Origin of the sequence: Tenacibaculum pacificus (genome assembly GCF_027941775.1) — a bacterium.
Classification (GTDB): domain Bacteria; phylum Bacteroidota; class Bacteroidia; order Flavobacteriales; family Flavobacteriaceae; genus Polaribacter; species Polaribacter pacificus_A.
Map to the genome: position 1 here is coordinate 161568 of NZ_CP115917.1, position 16964 is coordinate 178531.

A 16964-nucleotide genomic window follows, 5' to 3' on the forward strand; every position below is an offset into this window, starting at 1 on the left:
TTTTAATAAAAAATATGAAAACACTAAACGATTTTAATTTCGAAAATAAAAAAGCCTTAATTCGTGTAGATTTTAATGTGCCTTTAAATGATGCATTTGAAGTAACTGATGCTACAAGAATTCAGGCAGCAAAATCAACAATTATAAAAGTTTTAGAAGATGGAGGTAGTTGTGTATTAATGTCGCATTTAGGAAGACCAAAAGGAAAAGAAGACCAGTTTTCATTAGGTCATATTGTTGCTGAAGTAAGTAAAAATATAGGAGTTAAAGTTAAGTTTGTTAACGATTGTATCGGTGATAAAGTTAAAGAAGCTATTGCTAGTTTACAAAATGGAGAAATTTTATTGTTAGAAAATTTACGTTTTTATCCAGAAGAAAAAGCAGGAGATGTTGCTTTTGCTGAAAAATTATCAAAGTGGGGGGATATTTATGTAAACGATGCTTTTGGTACAGCACACAGAGCGCACGCTTCTACGGCTGTAATTGCTCAGTTTTTTACTGATAACAAATGTTTTGGTAATTTATTAGCTACTGAAATTGAAAGTATTGATAAGGTTTTAAATGATGCAGAAAAGCCTGTAACTGCTATTTTAGGAGGTGCAAAAGTATCATCTAAAATTGGAGTTATTGAAAATATTATTGAAAAAGTAGACCACATTATTGTTGGTGGAGGAATGACCTTTACTTTTATAAAAGCTTTAGGTGGAAATATAGGAAATTCATTAGTAGAAGATGATAAATTAAGTTTAGCATTGGCTATTTTGAAATTAGCAAAAGAAAAAAACACAGAAATTCACTTACCTGTAGATGCTGTAATTGCTGATGCTTTTTCTAATGATGCAAATACTCAAACAGTAGATACTACAAAAATTCCTGAAGGATGGATGGGACTTGATTGTGGACCTAAAACTTCAGAAAATTTTGCAACAGTAATAGCAAAATCTAAAACTATTTTATGGAATGGTCCTTTAGGTGTTTTTGAATTAGAAAATTTTTCAAAAGGTACTATTGAATTAGGAAATGCTATTTCAAAAGCAACTGAAAACGGTGCATTTTCTTTAGTTGGAGGAGGAGATTCTGTAGCCGCTGTAAAACAGTTTGGTTTTGGTGATAAAGTAAGTTATGTTTCTACAGGTGGAGGTGCAATGTTAGAAATGTTAGAAGGAAAAACATTACCAGGGATTGATGCTATTTTAAAATAAGCTATCTTTTAAGTGTAGCTAAAAAATATTAATATTAATCAAATTGATAAAATGAAATATACAACACTACCAAATACAGATATCAAGGTTTCTAAAATTTGTTTAGGAACAATGACTTGGGGAAATCAGAATACAGAAACTGATGGACACGAACAAATGGATTATGCTTTAGAGCAAGGTGTAAATTTTTTTGATACTGCCGAATTATATTCAGTTCCTGCAACTCCTGAAACTTACGGAGCAACGGAAAAAATTATAGGTTCTTGGTTTAAAAAAACAGGAAATCGTGATAAGGTAGTGTTAGCAAGTAAAATTGCTGGTGGTGGCGATTATACCAAACATATTCGTACAGGTGGATTTACAAAACAAAATATTATTGATGCCGTTGAAGGAAGTTTAAATCGTTTACAAACCGATTATATGGATTTGTATCAATTACACTGGCCTTCTCGTGGCGTAAATTGTTTTGGTGTGCGTGATTATCCGTATAAAACATCAGTAAAAGAAGCTGAAAATCATTTAGAAATTTTAGAAACTTTAAATGATTTAGTAAAACAAGGAAAGATAAAACATATCGGTTTATCAAATGAAACTCCTTGGGGAACAATGAAATATTTGCAAACCTCTGAGCAACATAATTTACCAAAAATGAGTACAATTCAAAATTCGTATTCGTTAATTCATAGAGGTTATGAAGTTGGAATGAGCGAGGTTTCTATGCGTGAAAATATCGGTTTATTGGCATATTCGCCATTAGCACAAGGTGTTTTATCAGGAAAATATTTAGAAGGAAATCTTCCTGAAGGCGCACGAGGAACATTATTTCCAAGGTTTATAGCACGTTATATGAATGAAGGTTCATTAAAAGCAGTTTCAGAATATTTTAAAATTGCAGAGAAACATGGTTTAACACTTGCTGAATTATCATTAGCATATATTAATCAATTACCTTTTGTAACAAGTAATATTATTGGAGCTACGAAAATGCCTCAGTTAAAAGAAAATATCAATTCTATTAATATTGATTTATCCGAAGAAATTTTAATCGAAATTGAAGCTGTTCATGCTTTAATTCCGAATCCTGCGCCTTAATAATTGCAGTTTTAATAGATGAAAAAATCCGAAGTAATAATTACTTCGGATTTTTTTTATTCTAGTAAATTTTTCTAGTTTAGAATTCTATTAATAAAGGTGTGATTGAAATATAATGTATATTTTTGCTTCAAAATTTAAAATAAAAATGAAAAAAATAGGACTATTCGGATTTCTTTTATTTAGTAGTTTAGTTATGAAAGCACAATCTTATGTTGGTTTTCATTCTGATAACTATAATGGTGTACACAGTGTAATTTTTAATCCTGCAAATATTGTAGATTCTCGTTTTAAAACCGATATCAATATGGTATCAGCAAGTTCATTTGTAGGTAATGATTATTTTGCTGTTGATTTTGGTAAAATAGGTAGCAATAATTTTGATGAAGATAAACATACTGTCAAATCACCAACAAATAATAATAATTTGTTTGCTAATGTAGATGTTATGGGACCTTCATTTATGTTTAACATCAATAAAAATAATTCGATAGCTATTTTTACTAGAGCACGATCGGTTGTAAATATAGCTGAAGTAAATGGTGAACTTTTTGATGAATTGAGTAATGATTTTGATCAAAATAAAGACTTTAATATTAATGAAGGAGACTTCAGTGGAAATGCTCATGCTTGGGCAGAAGTAGGTATTTCTTATGCAAAGGTACTACTGAATAATGAACAACACTTTTTAAAAGGAGGTTTATCATTAAAGTATCTTCAAGGTTTAGGATTTTATAGTGCTCAAGGTAATAATGTTAATTTTGACTATGATTTAGATGGAACTGTTTTACCAAATGGGCAAACTACTGGATCTATTGATTCAAAAGGGTCAGTATCTTATTCAAGAAGTAGTAATTTAATTGATGATTCAGCAGATTTTGAAATTGTTGATGGCGCTACTAGTTTTGGTGCTGATTTTGGTTTTGTATATGAATGGAGACCTGATTATAAAAGTTATAAAACAAGTAATAAAAGTGGAAAATCATTTAACTTTAAAGATAAAAATAAATACAAATTAAAAGTTTCATTATCGGTTACTGATATAGGAGGAATATCTTATAAAGCATCAGAAAACAATAATTATAATTTATTAGGATTTAATATTAATGAAGATACTTTTAATAGTTATGATGATTTAGAGGCTGTTTTAGAAAATATTTATACAGAATCAAACACAATAGAAGATATTCGTATTTCGCTTCCAACAGCTTTACATACTGCGGTAGATTATAATATTAATAATAAATTTTATGTAAACTTAAACTATGATGCAAGTTTAAGAAAAGTTACAGAAAATGCCAATAGTATTACAAGTAGTCTTACGTTAACACCACGATTTGAATCAAAATGGTTTAGTTTTTATTCTCCTATCGGAATTAATAAATACAGTAGTTTTTCAATGGGAGCAGGCCTTCGTGCAGGTCCTTTATTTGTTGGTTCTGGATCTGTTTTATCAAATTTAATTTCAAAAGAATCTAAAGCTGCAGATGTATATATTGGTTTAAAAATCCCTATTTATCAAGGGAAATTAAAAGATAAAGACAAAGATGGTATTTTTGATAAATTAGATGAATGTCCTAAGCAGGAAGGTCCTATTGAAAATGATGGTTGCCCTTGGAAAGATACAGATGGCGATAGTGTTTTAGATAAAGATGATACTTGTCCAAAAATAGCAGGAATACCTGAAAATAAAGGTTGTCCTTGGAAAGATACAGATGGAGATACAGTTTTAGATAAAGATGATACTTGCCCAGAATTAGCAGGAACACCTGAAAATAATGGTTGTCCTGATACTGATAAAGATGGAATTTCTGATGATAAAGATGTTTGTAAAGAAGTTGCAGGACCTATAGAAAATAAAGGTTGTCCATGGGCTGATACAGATAAAGATGGTGTTGCTGATAAAGATGATAAATGTCCAAATGTAGTAGGTTTATTAGAAAAGCAAGGATGTCCTGAGGTAGTAATTACTAAAGAAGCAAAAGCTAAATTAGATGAATTTGCAAGAGCTATTTATTTTAACTCAGGTAAAACAACTTTTAAACAAGGAGTTACATCAAAATTAGATTTAATGGCTAAAATTATGCAAGAATATGCTACTGCAAAATTTAATATTGAAGGACATACAGATAGTGTAGGTTCAGCAGTAACAAATCAGCGTTTTTCTGATAAAAGAGCTAAAGCAGTTTTAGATTATTTAGTAAAAATAGCAGGAATTAAAGCTGATAGATTAACTTCTGTAGGTTATGGTGAAAACAATCCGATTTCAACAAACAAAACAAGAGCAGGAAGAGCAGAAAATAGGCGTGTAGAAATAAAATTAGTAAAATAATTAGAACGCTTTACTTTATAAAAAAAGCCTTGAAGAAATTCAAGGCTTTTTTAGTTTATGATAATAGATTTAAAACTACTATTTTAAATTTTTAGAATTAATATCCTATTTTTTTACGAACTCTTTGTAAAACATCAGTAGCTACAGTTTTAGCTTTTTCGGCACCAATTGATAATGCTTTATCTATTTCATTTCTGTTTTCCATATAGTGTGCATATTTTGCACGAATTTCAGCAAACTCTTCAATAATTAGCTCATATAATGCTTGTTTTGCATGACCGTAACCATAATTTCCACCTTCATAATTAGCACGCATTTCTGCAATTTGAGCATCCGAAGCTAATAATTTATAAATAGCAAAAACATTATCTGTATCAGGATTTTTAGGTTCTTCAAGGGCTTTACTATCCGTTTGAATTCCCATTATTTGCTTGCGTAATTTTTTATCTGCTAAGAAAATATTGATAAAGTTATTTCTTGATTTACTCATTTTTTCACCATCAGTACCAGGTACTAACTTGGTGTTTTCGTTGGTTTTTCCTTGAGGCAAAATTAAGGTTTCACCAACAGTATTATTTATTCTACTAGCTACATCACGAGCCATTTCTAAATGTTGTAATTGGTCTTTTCCTACGGGAACAATTTCAGCATCGTATAATAAAATATCGGCAGCCATTAACATAGGATATGTAAATAAACCACTATTTACGTCTGATAAACGGTCAGATTTATCTTTAAAACCATGTGCCAATGTTAAACGTTGATATGGAAAATAACAACTCAAATACCAACTTAATTCGGTTACTTGAGGAATATCACTTTGGCGATAAAAAACAGTTTTATTGATGTCAATTCCACAGGCAAGCCAAGTAGCAGCAACACTGTAAGTGTTTTCTCTTAATTCGTTTCCATCTTTAATTTGGGTTAACGAGTGCATATCTGCAATAAAAATATAAGATTCATTTTTAGCATCGTTCGCCATTTCAATGGCTGGTAAAATAGCACCTAATAAGTTACCTAAGTGTGGAGTTCCTGTACTTTGTACTCCTGTTAAAATTCTTGACATATAGTTGTTTTGAAAAATTATGTAAGCAATCGTAGTGATTGCTAATACTACTTGTATACTAGCAAAAATAAGCTTAAAATTGTTCAAACAAAAGAAATTACTACATTCGCATATATGAAATACATACTTTTTCCTTTTCGATTAATTTGGCGAATCTGGTTTTATCTTCTGATGATTGTTTCGGTGGTTGCCATATCTCCTTTTGTATTGTTTTTTTTATCTGAAGAAAAATATTATGGTTCTTTTTGGAAACTAATGAGAGCTTGGTCATTTTTCTTAATTTACGGAATGGGTTTTAGGCTTAAATTTGAAAGACAAGAAAAACTAAATCCTGAAAAAAGTTACATATTTATAGCAAATCATACTTCATTATTAGATCCTTGGATAATGATTGCATCGAGTAAAAACCCAATTTTATTTGTAGGGAAAATCGAATTAACAAAAGTACCATTGTTTGGTTTTTTCTATAAAAAAGCCGTGATTACTGTTGATAGAAAAGATCCAAAAAGTAGAAGGGAAGTATATGGACGCATCAAAAAAAGATTAGATACAGGTTTGAGTATTGCTATTTATCCTGAAGGATTAGTTCCTACGGAAGATGTTGTTTTAGCTCCTTTTATGAATGGTGCATTTAATTTAGCAATACAATATGAAATGCCAATTGTACCCCAAATATATTTTGATGCAAAACGCTTATTTTCTTGGGATATTTTTAAAGGACATCCAGGTGTTTTTAGAGTAAAACAATTACCCTTTATACAGGTAGAAGGCTTAGTTCTGAAAGATAGAAAAGTTTTAAATCAACAAGCTTTTGATTTGTTAGAGAATGAATTATTAAACGATAAACGATATATGAAAGATACTAATCGATTAAGTAATGAGCGAAAAATTAAATCATAATTATAGTAGTACCGAAGAAAAATTAAATGTTTTAACTCACGGTTTTGGCTTGTTATTATCAATAATAGCGTTGCCTTTTTTAATTTTAAAATCGGTAAGTTATCAAGGTTTTTGGCAAATTGCTAGTTTTAGTATTTTTGGTTGTAGCTTGATTATTTTATATGCTGCTTCAACTTTTTATCATGCGTCTAAAAACGCTAAAATCCGCCGAAGGCTTAATATTTTTGATCATGCTGCAATTTATGTATTAATCGCAGGAAGTTACACACCATTTTGTTTGGTCGTATTGCCTGAAAAAACAGGTTGGTATTTGTTCGTTTTTGTGTGGTTATTTGCTTTGATAGGCGTTGTTTTAAAGCTTTTTTTTACAGGAAGATTTGATAAATTATCAACAGTTTTATATTTGATAATGGGCTGGCAAGTCATCTTTTTAATAAATCCATTAATAGATAATTTACCTTGTGATGGATTATTTTATTTAATTGCAGGAGGCGTTTTTTATACTGTAGGAGCTATTTTATATTCGATTAAAAAAGTGCCTTATAATCACGCTATTTTTCAATGTTTTTGTGCTTTTAGGAAGCTTTAGCCATTTTTGGACAATCTATAAATATGTGTAATTTTACCAGTTACAAAACGGTAGTTTACTTAAATTAGAATTATAATATTTTACAGTTCCTGTAACTTCTTTTCCTAGCCAATTTGGTTTTTCAAAAGCTTCGTTTTCTTCGGATAATTCTATTTCAGCAACTACTAAGCCTTTATTATCACCTAAAAAATCATCGACTTCATATATATGATTATTTGATTTTACTAAATAACGATATTTTTCAATAATTCCTTCTTCGCATAAATTGAATAAATCTTGTGCTTCTTTTAAAGGAATCTCTTTTTCCCATTCATAACGAGTCGTTCCGCTTTTGTTTGATGCTCCTTTAATGGTTAAAAAACCGCTGTCATCTTTTATTCGAACTCGTACAACACGTTCTTTTTTAGAGTTTAAGAAACCTTGTTTTATATAGCTTTTTTGGTAAGCTACTTGTTTATAAGCATCAGAAGTTACTAAGAATTTACGTTCAATTTCAAAAGTCATATTAAAATTTATAAGAAGTTAAATCATATTTGTACGAATGTATCATTTTTGTTGATATTATTAAATATCTTTGAAGGTATATTGTTCTTATTCATTTTTAAACTTTTAATTTAATGGCATTAATTACAACAAAAGCAATTGTTATTAGTGCGCTTAAATACGGAGATACTAGTTTAATTGTAAAGTGTTTTACTTTTGAAGACGGAATTCGTTCGTATATGATACGAGGCGTATTAAAATCGAGAAAAGGGAAACTTAAAAAAGCCTATTTTCAACCATTAACACAGTTGCTTATTGAAGCAAATCATAACAATAAAAACACTTTAAATTCGATAAAAGAAGCGCAAGTTATTAATCCTTATGAAAATATTTATACATCAGTAATAAAGCAATCTATTGTACTTTTTTTATCAGAAATACTTTCAAGTATTATTAAAGAAGAAGAAAAAAATGAAGTGCTATATGAGTATATTGAAACAAGTTTAATTTGGCTAGATACTCATGATACTGTTGCTAATTTTCACTTGCTTTTTTTGCTGAATTTATCAAGGTATTTAGGGTTTTATCCTGATGTTTCCGAAGCTTATAAACCTGCTTTTAGTTTAATTGAAGGACAATTTACAGATGCAACTTATGAAAAATTATTGTTAACAGGAGATGAACTAATTCTCTTTAAAAAGTTATTAGGTTTAAATTTTGATGAAATACCTAGTATTTCCTATCATAAAAGCGAAAGGCAAATCATCCTTAGAGCTATAATTAGATATTTTGAATTACATTTGGAAGGTTTTAAAAAGCCAAAATCATTAGATATTTTAGAAATAGTGTTTAGTTAATTTATGAAACAATTTATAACCATAATATTTTTCTTTACAATCACGTTTGTTTTTTCACAAAAGCTTACTTTAATTGATGCTAAAACGGGTAAAAAAATTGATGGAGTTGCTGTATTTAATAAAAATAAAACAATAGCCGAAGTTAGTAATATTGATGGAATTGTAAATGTTTTTAATTTTAAAGAAGATGAAATTATTATATTTTCACATGTAGCTTATGCTGATTATCAAGAAATAAAATCGATATTAAAAAAAAATAAATATCAAGTTTATTTATCAAAATATTCGGAACAATTAGATGAAGTTGTAGTTTCGGTCTTTAAAAATAAAGAAAAAACAAATAGAATTGCTGAACAAATAGCAGTTGTTTCTTTACAAGATATTCAAAAAGTATCACCTCAAACATCGGCTGATTTATTAGCAAGTATTCCTGGAATTAAAGTGCAAAAATCACAATTTGGAGGTGGAAGTCCTGTGCTTCGAGGAATGGAAAGTAATCGTGTTTTATTAGTAGTAGATGGTGTGCGAATGAATAATGCGATTTATAGAAAAGGACATTTACAAAATTCAATTACAGTTAATCCAAATTTATTAGAACGAACAGAAGTGGTTTTTGGACCTTCATCAGTTATTTATGGTTCTGATGCACTTGGCGGTGTGATTCATTATTATACGAAAACACCAAAATTATCCAACGAAAATAATATTAAAGGAAGTCATTTTTTACGATATAGTTCGATAAATAATGAAGTAACTAACTCTTTATCTGCTGAGTTACAATTTAAAAAATGGGCATCGTTAACAAGTGTATCACATAGTAATTTTGGTGATTTAAAAATGGGTAAAAATAGAACTCATGGTTTTGATGATTGGGGAAAAGTGTTTTTTTATTCAGATAATTTAAACGTAAACTATACTGAAAATCCGAAGAAAAATAAGGATGTAAATTTGCAGAAAAATACAGGATTTAGTCAAACTGATTTTTTACAGAAATTATTTATTCCTCTATCAAAAAATACCGATTTAAAATTTAATATTCAATATTCAACATCATCAGATATACCAAGATTTGATAAGTTGACAGAATTAAAAGATGGCAATTTAAAATTTGCTGAATGGTATTACGGACCACAAAACAGGTTGTTAATTTCTTCTCAACTAGATATCAATCCGAATAAAAATTGGTTAGAAAAAGGAACAATTACTTTAGCGTATCAAAATATTGAAGAAAGTCGTATCCAAAGAAAATTTGAAAGTTTAGAGCGATCTTATAAAAATGAAAATGTAAAAGTATATAGCGCAAATGTAGATTTTACAGTTCCTTTAGCAAAAAAACGTGATTTAGGTTATGGTTTTGAAGTTGCTTATAATGATGTGCAATCAGAAGCTTATGGAAAAACATTAAAAATATCTACGGATAAAATAATTAGTTTTGATGATGATTTTGTGGTGCAATCTCGTTATCCTGACGGAGGAAGCAGCTATTTTAGTACTGCAATGTATTTAGATTACCGCCAAGATATTACTTCAAATTCTACTTTAAATACAGGAATTAGATTAACTAATACGCACTTGAATGCTAAGTGGATAGATGAAACATTTATAAAATTACCAAACAATAATATTAGTTTGAACAATACCGCATTAACTGCAACTGCTGGTTATGTGTATAAACCTGTTAAAAATTTGCAATTAAATGCTGTATTATCATCAGGATTTCGTTCGCCAAATATTGATGATGTTGGTAAAGTTAGAGAGAAAAATGACGAAGTTACTGTGCCAAATATTAACTTAAAACCAGAATATGCTTATAATGCAGAAATTGGTGCTCAAAAGTATTTTAATAATAAAAAGTTTCGAATCGGTGCAAATATGTATTATACTTTACTGAATAATTATATTTATCGAGAAGCTTTTATATTAAATAGTAGTCCTACAATTCCTTATGAAGGAGAAGATGTATTTACTGTGGCTAATGTGAATAAAGGAACGGCTTACATAACAGGTGTAACGGTAAGTTATCAAGGTAAATTTTCTAGACATTGGAAAACATCGGGTTCTTTTACATATACAAAAGGAAGGTCATACGATACCGATTTACCATTGTCATCAATTCCGCCATTATTTGGTCGTTTTGAATTGAATTATATTAATAAAAAATTTGAAAGTGGTGTTAATTTTATATTTAATGCTAAAAAAGATATTTCAGATTATAATCTAGAAGAAGGTATTGATAATCATCAACAAACACCAATTATCAACAAAAATGCAACAAATGATGTTGATAAATATTACGGAACACCAAGTTGGATGACTGTTGGTTTATATGCTAAATATACGTTGAATAAAAATATTTCAATACAAACGCAGTTTAGTAATTTATTTGACACTCATTATAAAGAATTTGCTTCAGGAATTTCAGCTCCAGGACGCAATATTTCAATATCATTATTAACTAATTTTTAAACACACAGAAAAATGATAAATATATTTAAAATTGTAAGTTTATTAGAAGGGATTTCTTACATATTATTACTTTTTATAGCAGTGCCTATTAAGTATCTTCAAGGAAATGCTGAGTATGTAAAAATGCTAGGAATGCCTCATGGAGTATTATTTGTAGCCTATATAATTATAGCGATTATGCTAAAATTCGAACTAAATTGGAGTGCTAAAACTTTCGGGATTGTTAGCATATTATCAATTTTACCTTTCGGAACTTTTTTTGTTGGAAAGTATTTAAAAGCGTAATATTAGTAGTTTTTAAGAATAATATGGTAATATATTTATCTTTTAAAAGGTAAATATATTACCATATTATTACTACCCACCACTAACAGGTGGAATAATAGCTATTGTACTGTTTTCTTTGATGATAATATCATCTTTAGCGTAACTTTCGTTGATAGCTACAGCAAATGAGCTCATGCTTTTTAGTTCAGTGTGTTGTTTTACAAGTAATTCTTTAAAATGGCTGACACTACAATTAATAGGAAGCGCTACTTCTAAAGAAGAGTTTCCTATTAAATCTGTAGCAATACCAAAAAGTAGTACAGTTATGTTCATATTAGTATTTGAGGATTTTTCGCTTATAACCTCTATAAGCAGATTAAAAGTCTAATTTACAATTTAATTCCGAAAACTATTCTATTTTCAGATTTTCCGTTAAAATTAGACTTAGCAAAATCGACACGTAAAAAACGCCACTTCCCAAAACCGATGTTATCCAAACCAATAGCAAATTCAGAATAAGGTTTGTTTTCAGCTGTAAATAATCCTTTTGCACCAGTAACTAAATGGAAATTTAATTTATTAATTAATGGAATTTTAGTTAGTAAAGCACCTTTAAAATTATATTCTCCATGAAGTTCTCCATATTTATCATTAGTACTTAATTGATAATAAGGTAGCATATAAAAGTTATCTAAATAATTATCTTTTGGAGCAATTAACAAACGATTTCCATTAAAATGAACATAATCTATAAACGGAATATCTTTTTTCTTTAAAAATATGCCTCCTTTAGCTTTATATTTAAATTCTCCCCAATTACTTAAATTCATTTTTTGAGTTAATTGAGAATAGAATATATCAGAATTTAATGTAGTATTTCCTGAACCAAAATTTTTAGTATATCCGACAAATAAAGTAGGATATTTATTAGTTCCTATATTATATTTTCCATCAGGATATGACATATATTTTTGATCGAAATTAATATTTGCACCTAACTTAAGTGACCACATATGATGCGGTGTAAATGAACTTGTAAAATTTGTAGGTTCTTGCGGATTGTTAGCTGTATAATTAACATCATTTTTAGAAAACATAACATAATCGGTTGTATTAAATAAAGGTTTTCTATCTGCGTATTCTAAGGAAGAATAGAAACGAATACCATTATTTACTTCTTCTGAAAAAGCAATTTTGGCAAATGTTTTTTCATAAATTTTCATATAATTTCTTTTAAAATAAGTGCTGCTAATTGTATTCCATAATCTTGAAATAGGTTTTTTAGCATTAAATTGCGAAGTAGTAATACCTCCCGAAGCAGTTAAAATAGGTTTATTTGTATTGTTCCATCTGTAAAAAAAGTTTGCTGTTGGTCTTAATTTTTTATCAGAAAAACCATAATTTATTTTTGTACCAATATTAAATCGTTCTCCTTTTTTGTTGACTGTTTTAGAATATTTAATTCCAATAGATGAATTCCATCCTTGTACCGTGTTAAAGTTTAAATCTTCAATAGGGGAAGAAATATCGATATTCCATTTGTCATAGGTATTATCATAAGAATATCCTGAAATAATATTTATAAGATTAAAATTATTATGTTTTGTATCTGTAGAATCTAAATATTTTTTTGAACTTCGGATACTTTTAATGCTGTCTTTTAATTTGTAATCTGCATTTTCTTCGGATGTTAAACTTACTGGACGAATTTTATTCCAATATAAACTATCTTTTTCGGTGGCATTTTCAGCAAAAGATAAAACTTCATTACCAAATGATTTTTTAGTGAAATTAGGGGTGAAATTATAATTTGAATATGCTGCAGAAAAGCGTCCATTAAAATTAAAACCAAAAATACCAGCTTTAAAATCGATTGTTTGTGTAACAGGAATCCAAACGTTGTTTTTTAGCGAATAATTATAACTTTGTTTGATGAGTAAAGTATCAATCATAGGTGTATTTGCTTGTGCACCTGTAACGAAAACATCAGTTCCGTAAATAGCCCAATCGTCTTCGGATATATAAATAAATCCGCTAAAAACACGATCATTTTTTCTCTTCGGAAGTAATTTTATTTTACTGATTAGTTTTTTGTTTTTATCATAAAAACTTCCAGTTAATTGATACTTGTAATAATTAAATGCTTCGTTCGCAATTGGCGAAATCATTTGAGCATCTGCTAAATTAAAAGAGTTTTTATAAAAGTTAAAGTCAACTTCTTTAGCTTGATTAAAACTAATTCCGTTATTACTTCCCGAAACTTTAGAAGCAATAATATGTTCTTTAAAATTGGTTGGTTTTTTCTGATATGAAATTTTAGAAATGGTTTCTGAAAGATATACAATTCCACTTCTTGTAGAATCTAAACCACCGCCCATATCATCAATTTTATTACCTAGAAATTTTTTGGGAAGGTTTTTTACTTTAAATAATCCACGAGAATAAAAGTCGGCAGTATATTGAGAAAATTTAGCGGTATTTTTCTTTTTAGAAGCAATTACATTTCTAATAATTTTATTTGCAGGATTTTCTTTAGATGAAATTAAAACTTCATCTAAAGTAACTTTTTCTTCAGAAAGTGTAGTGTTTAAAATAAAAGGAAACTTGGTAATAGTAATATTTTTTGTTACTGTTTTGTATCCTAAAAGCTGAAAAATAACGGTGTATTCTCCTTTTTTATTTACTGATAATTCATAATCACCATTATTATTTGTGGTAGTTCCTGTAATTGTATTTTCTAAATAAATACTAACAAAAGATAAAGGTTGATTATTTGTATCGATAACTTTTCCTTTAATTTGAGCAATAGCGATATTAGTAAATACTACAAATAATAGTGTAATTAATCTTTTCAATGTTTTTTACTACAAACATAAAAAAACAGGTTTCAACTAACTGTTAAAACCTGTTAAATATTTTATTTAGAGTGTTTAAGGTCTAAAGTCAATGTTTTATTATTTCTTCTTTTTTCCAAATAATCCGCCTAAAACATCTGTTACTTTTTTAACTGTTTCTGTTGTTTTTTCTTTTTTAGTGGTGGTGGTTTTGGTTGAATCTGTTTTTTTATTACCTAATAAATTATTAATTGTATTAACGGTATTTCCAGTTTTATTTCCTGATATTTTACCAATTGCATTGTTAATTAAATTGTCTTTTTGCTGTTGAATTAATTTTTGACTCAATTTAGTTACTGATGATGATAAATCTGTTTTTACAGCAGGATTTTTCATATTTCCTGTAATATTAGCGGTAACAGGTACAGTTGTATTTTGGTCTTTTGCACTTACTTTAGAAAGCAATCCTTGAACTTCGCTTCCTAAATATTTAGCAGGTACATCTAAAGTTACGTTATAATTCATCTTTTGATCAAAACTATGACTTCCGCCAACATTTATATTGATGTCTTTATATTTTAACTTAAATGGTTTTACAGATACTTGTCCTTTATCAAAAGATAATTTTGTTTTAATATCAGATAAATCTAATTTACTTAAATCGATAAAAGATAATTTATTGTTTAATAAACTTAAAGCTTTACTATTTTTAGGTTCAATTTTAGTACTTAATAATTCCGCTAAAGCTTTTCCTGAAACAGATGATAAATCAGGAGTAAAATCACTGTTTAAATTCCCTGATAAATTAATGTCAGAATTTAATTTTCCGTTTAAAGCGGTTGCAATTGGGCTAATCGATTTTAATAAATCTAAACCGTTAAAAGATTCTGAAATATCAAAAGATTTCATTCTTAAATTCATGTTGAAAACAGGTGTTTTTTCTTTGGTATTTACTTCACCGTTAAAAGAAATTTGACCTTTAAACATATTCGCATTTACATTTTGTAAAATTGCTTTTTCATCTTTTATTAATAAAGTTCCTTTTACGTTTTTTAATGTTAAGTTGTCGTAATAAACTGTTTTTGAATCTGCTAAAATTTTACAATCTAAAAAAGCAGGAATTTTTAAAGAAGCAACAGGTTGTTCTTCTTGAGTAGTATTTTCTTCTTCTTTTTGATTATCATCAGTGCTTTCTTGCATAAAATCACTAATATGAAAAGCATTCGATTTTAAGTTAAAAGTTCCTTGTAGTTTTTTGTCAGCAAGTAAAAATCCTAATAAATTTTGAATATTTCCAGTAGCATTTAAATCACTTTTACCAGTAGTCGCATTAAATTTATTTAAGGTAATTGTAGCAGGAGTAAAACTTACTTTAGAGTTTTTGATATTAATAGAATTAACGATGTCTTTAGAAGCATATACAAAATCGTTTAGTTCAATGTTTCCATTGTTTTTAATACGATTTAAGGTGTTGTTTTCAATTGCTTTTAAATCGAATTTGGTATGTAAATTAGCTTTTAAAATCCCTTGTAATTCATTTTCTAAATCAACAGGATATGCTTTGTTGATGTTCGCTAAATTTAAAGTTCCGTTTAATTTAGCATCAATAGTTGGGTTGGTTGTAATATTGTAGGCTTTTCCGCTACTAGAAAAAACATCTTCATCAATTTTAAAAGATAACTTGTTAATATCAACAAATGTTTTATCAAGATAACCGCTTGTGTTTTTTAATTGTACATCGATATTAATATCACGTACACTTTTAGGTAAATCAGGATATTTAAAAGAAGCATTGTTCGATTTAAGCCTGATATCTAAAAGCGGAATTGTGTTATTTGTAACAAGTCCTTTAACAGTTCCTGCAACACTAAAATCACCACTTGTTTTTACATTTTCAATACTTTTGGTATATGTTTCAGGTACTAATCCTAAAAAATTTTTAAAGTCTGATGAAGGCGTTTTAAAGTTAAGGTCTATTTCTTGATTATTTTCGTTTATTTGAACGTAACCATCAAAGATTAAAGGTAAATTATTAAGTTTAGCTTCGTTTTTTAAGAATGAAAATTTGCTATTAACTAAGTCCATTCCTAAAATAGCATCTAAAGTTATTTTTTGATTTTTAGCATATGAAGCGCCGTCCATTTCAAAAGAAACTAATGTTGATGTACTCGTGTTTAATTCTGAATTAGTTTGAGAAAAATCGCCACTTCCGCTATGATTAAAATCAGTTAATTGTACTTTTAACTTTCCTTTTTTATCATGATATTTTATCAAGGCATTATTAATTGCATACGAATTTATAGAAAGCCCGAAATTAGAAGGAGTTTCATCCGTATTTTCAATTTTTACATCTGAAGGTTTTGCAATATCATAATTTGCAATTCCTATTTCATTGACTAAAACATTAACGTTTGGATCATCAATAGAAAAAGATTGAATATTCAGTTGCTCTGAAGTTTTTTTGAATAACTCGGTAAGTTTTAATTCTAAGTTAATTTCTTTAGCAAATAATAAAGTGTCTCCTTTAAAAGGTTTTCCGTTGATAATTGAAACATCAGAAAGTTGTAAAGATGCATTCGGAAAATCTCTTAATAAACTAAGGTTTGCATCTGAAAAATCTAATTGTGCAGTAATGTTATTGTTAACTGTTTTTTTAACTAGATTAATAATTTTATCTTGAAATAAAAACGGTGTTAAAATTAGTATCATTAACAAAGTAACAAATATGGTTAACAGTATTTTATATATTTTTTTCATGAATAATAAATTATTTAGAATGTTATTATAGTTTGCTAAGTTCTGTAATTATTTGTTAAGGAAAAGATAATAAATTATAACTTTTATATTTTTTAGATAGAAGAAATTAAATTGTAAAA

The 16964-nt window shown here is 28.2% G+C and carries 13 protein-coding genes; 8 read left to right on the forward strand and 5 right to left on the reverse strand.

Going from position 1 to position 16964, the window contains the following annotated elements; genetic code table 11:
- Window positions 1-14: 14 nt before the first annotated feature.
- The 3 genes from PG913_RS00730 (at window position 15) to PG913_RS00740 (ending at window position 4626) form a co-directional block, all read left to right on the forward strand.
- Window positions 15-1202: a phosphoglycerate kinase gene (locus PG913_RS00730; protein ID WP_271231180.1), complete on the forward strand. Its 1188-nt coding sequence runs from the start codon at window positions 15-17 to the stop codon at window positions 1200-1202.
- Window positions 1203-1253: 51 nt separating this feature from the next.
- A complete protein-coding gene (locus PG913_RS00735; protein WP_271231181.1) occupies window positions 1254-2294 on the forward strand; it encodes an NADP(H)-dependent aldo-keto reductase in 1041 nt (346 codons plus the stop codon).
- Window positions 2295-2442: 148 nt separating this feature from the next.
- Window positions 2443-4626, forward strand: a complete 2184-nt coding sequence (locus PG913_RS00740) for a DUF5723 family protein (RefSeq protein ID WP_271231182.1) — start codon at window positions 2443-2445, stop codon at window positions 4624-4626.
- Window positions 4627-4723: 97 nt separating this feature from the next.
- On the opposite strand, the gene trpS is transcribed toward PG913_RS00740, so the two are convergent.
- The gene (gene trpS, locus PG913_RS00745; RefSeq protein ID WP_271231183.1) at window positions 4724-5692 is read right to left on the reverse strand and encodes a tryptophan--tRNA ligase; all 969 of its coding nucleotides are present in this window, start codon (window positions 5690-5692) and stop codon (window positions 4724-4726) included.
- 114 nt (window positions 5693-5806) lie between these two features.
- Here trpS and PG913_RS00750 point away from each other — a divergent pair, with 114 nt between their 5' ends.
- Together PG913_RS00750 and trhA are read left to right on the forward strand one after the other, a co-directional pair.
- A complete protein-coding gene (locus PG913_RS00750) occupies window positions 5807-6592 on the forward strand; it encodes a lysophospholipid acyltransferase family protein (RefSeq protein ID WP_271231184.1) in 786 nt (261 codons plus the stop codon).
- The gene (gene trhA / locus PG913_RS00755; RefSeq protein ID WP_333780768.1) at window positions 6570-7181 is read left to right on the forward strand and encodes a PAQR family membrane homeostasis protein TrhA; all 612 of its coding nucleotides are present in this window, start codon (window positions 6570-6572) and stop codon (window positions 7179-7181) included. The genes PG913_RS00750 and trhA overlap by 23 nt, the downstream gene beginning before the upstream one ends.
- A 33-nt stretch (window positions 7182-7214) precedes the next feature.
- Here the strand turns inward: trhA and PG913_RS00760 are convergent, their stop codons facing one another.
- Window positions 7215-7685 carry a CYTH domain-containing protein gene (locus tag PG913_RS00760; protein ID WP_271231185.1) on the reverse strand — a complete coding sequence of 157 codons (471 nt, stop codon included), beginning with the start codon at window positions 7683-7685 and terminating at the stop codon, window positions 7215-7217.
- Window positions 7686-7798: 113 nt separating this feature from the next.
- On the opposite strand from PG913_RS00760, the gene recO reads away from it, so the two are divergent.
- The 3 genes from recO to PG913_RS00775 are packed head-to-tail and all read left to right on the forward strand — an operon-like array spanning window position 7799 to window position 11272.
- Window positions 7799-8521 carry a DNA repair protein RecO gene (gene recO / locus PG913_RS00765; protein WP_271231186.1) on the forward strand — a complete coding sequence of 241 codons (723 nt, stop codon included), beginning with the start codon at window positions 7799-7801 and terminating at the stop codon, window positions 8519-8521.
- 3 nt (window positions 8522-8524) lie between these two features.
- Window positions 8525-10987 carry a TonB-dependent receptor gene (locus PG913_RS00770; RefSeq protein WP_271231187.1) on the forward strand — a complete coding sequence of 821 codons (2463 nt, stop codon included), beginning with the start codon at window positions 8525-8527 and terminating at the stop codon, window positions 10985-10987.
- A gap of 12 nt (window positions 10988-10999) precedes the next feature.
- Complete coding sequence (locus tag PG913_RS00775; protein WP_271231188.1) at window positions 11000-11272, forward strand: DUF3817 domain-containing protein; 273 nt, start codon at window positions 11000-11002, stop codon at window positions 11270-11272.
- Window positions 11273-11344: 72 nt separating this feature from the next.
- Here the strand turns inward: PG913_RS00775 and PG913_RS00780 are convergent, their stop codons facing one another.
- The 3 genes from PG913_RS00780 to PG913_RS00790 all read right to left on the reverse strand — a co-directional run bounded on the left by PG913_RS00780 (window position 11345) and on the right by PG913_RS00790 (window position 16845).
- Entirely contained in the window at window positions 11345-11587 is a 243-nt protein-coding gene (locus PG913_RS00780) for a MoaD/ThiS family protein (protein WP_271231189.1), read from the reverse strand.
- A gap of 56 nt (window positions 11588-11643) precedes the next feature.
- Entirely contained in the window at window positions 11644-14109 is a 2466-nt protein-coding gene (locus PG913_RS00785; protein WP_271231190.1) for a DUF5686 family protein, read from the reverse strand.
- Window positions 14110-14208: 99 nt separating this feature from the next.
- Window positions 14209-16845 carry an AsmA family protein gene (locus PG913_RS00790; protein ID WP_271231191.1) on the reverse strand — a complete coding sequence of 879 codons (2637 nt, stop codon included), beginning with the start codon at window positions 16843-16845 and terminating at the stop codon, window positions 14209-14211.
- Window positions 16846-16964: the final 119 nt, after the last annotated feature.

Coding starts and splice junctions, on each gene's coding strand:
- PG913_RS00730 (WP_271231180.1), top strand. CDS start 15: ATGAAAACACTAAACGATTTTAATTTCGAAAATAAAAAAGCCTTAATT.
- PG913_RS00735 (WP_271231181.1), top strand. CDS start 1,254: ATGAAATATACAACACTACCAAATACAGATATCAAGGTTTCTAAAATT.
- PG913_RS00740 (WP_271231182.1), top strand. CDS start 2,443: ATGAAAAAAATAGGACTATTCGGATTTCTTTTATTTAGTAGTTTAGTT.
- trpS (WP_271231183.1), bottom strand. CDS start 5,692: ATGTCAAGAATTTTAACAGGAGTACAAAGTACAGGAACTCCACACTTA.
- PG913_RS00750 (WP_271231184.1), top strand. CDS start 5,807: ATGAAATACATACTTTTTCCTTTTCGATTAATTTGGCGAATCTGGTTT.
- trhA (WP_333780768.1), top strand. CDS start 6,570: ATGAGCGAAAAATTAAATCATAATTATAGTAGTACCGAAGAAAAATTA.
- PG913_RS00760 (WP_271231185.1), bottom strand. CDS start 7,685: ATGACTTTTGAAATTGAACGTAAATTCTTAGTAACTTCTGATGCTTAT.
- recO (WP_271231186.1), top strand. CDS start 7,799: ATGGCATTAATTACAACAAAAGCAATTGTTATTAGTGCGCTTAAATAC.
- PG913_RS00770 (WP_271231187.1), top strand. CDS start 8,525: ATGAAACAATTTATAACCATAATATTTTTCTTTACAATCACGTTTGTT.
- PG913_RS00775 (WP_271231188.1), top strand. CDS start 11,000: ATGATAAATATATTTAAAATTGTAAGTTTATTAGAAGGGATTTCTTAC.
- PG913_RS00780 (WP_271231189.1), bottom strand. CDS start 11,587: ATGAACATAACTGTACTACTTTTTGGTATTGCTACAGATTTAATAGGA.
- PG913_RS00790 (WP_271231191.1), bottom strand. CDS start 16,845: ATGAAAAAAATATATAAAATACTGTTAACCATATTTGTTACTTTGTTA.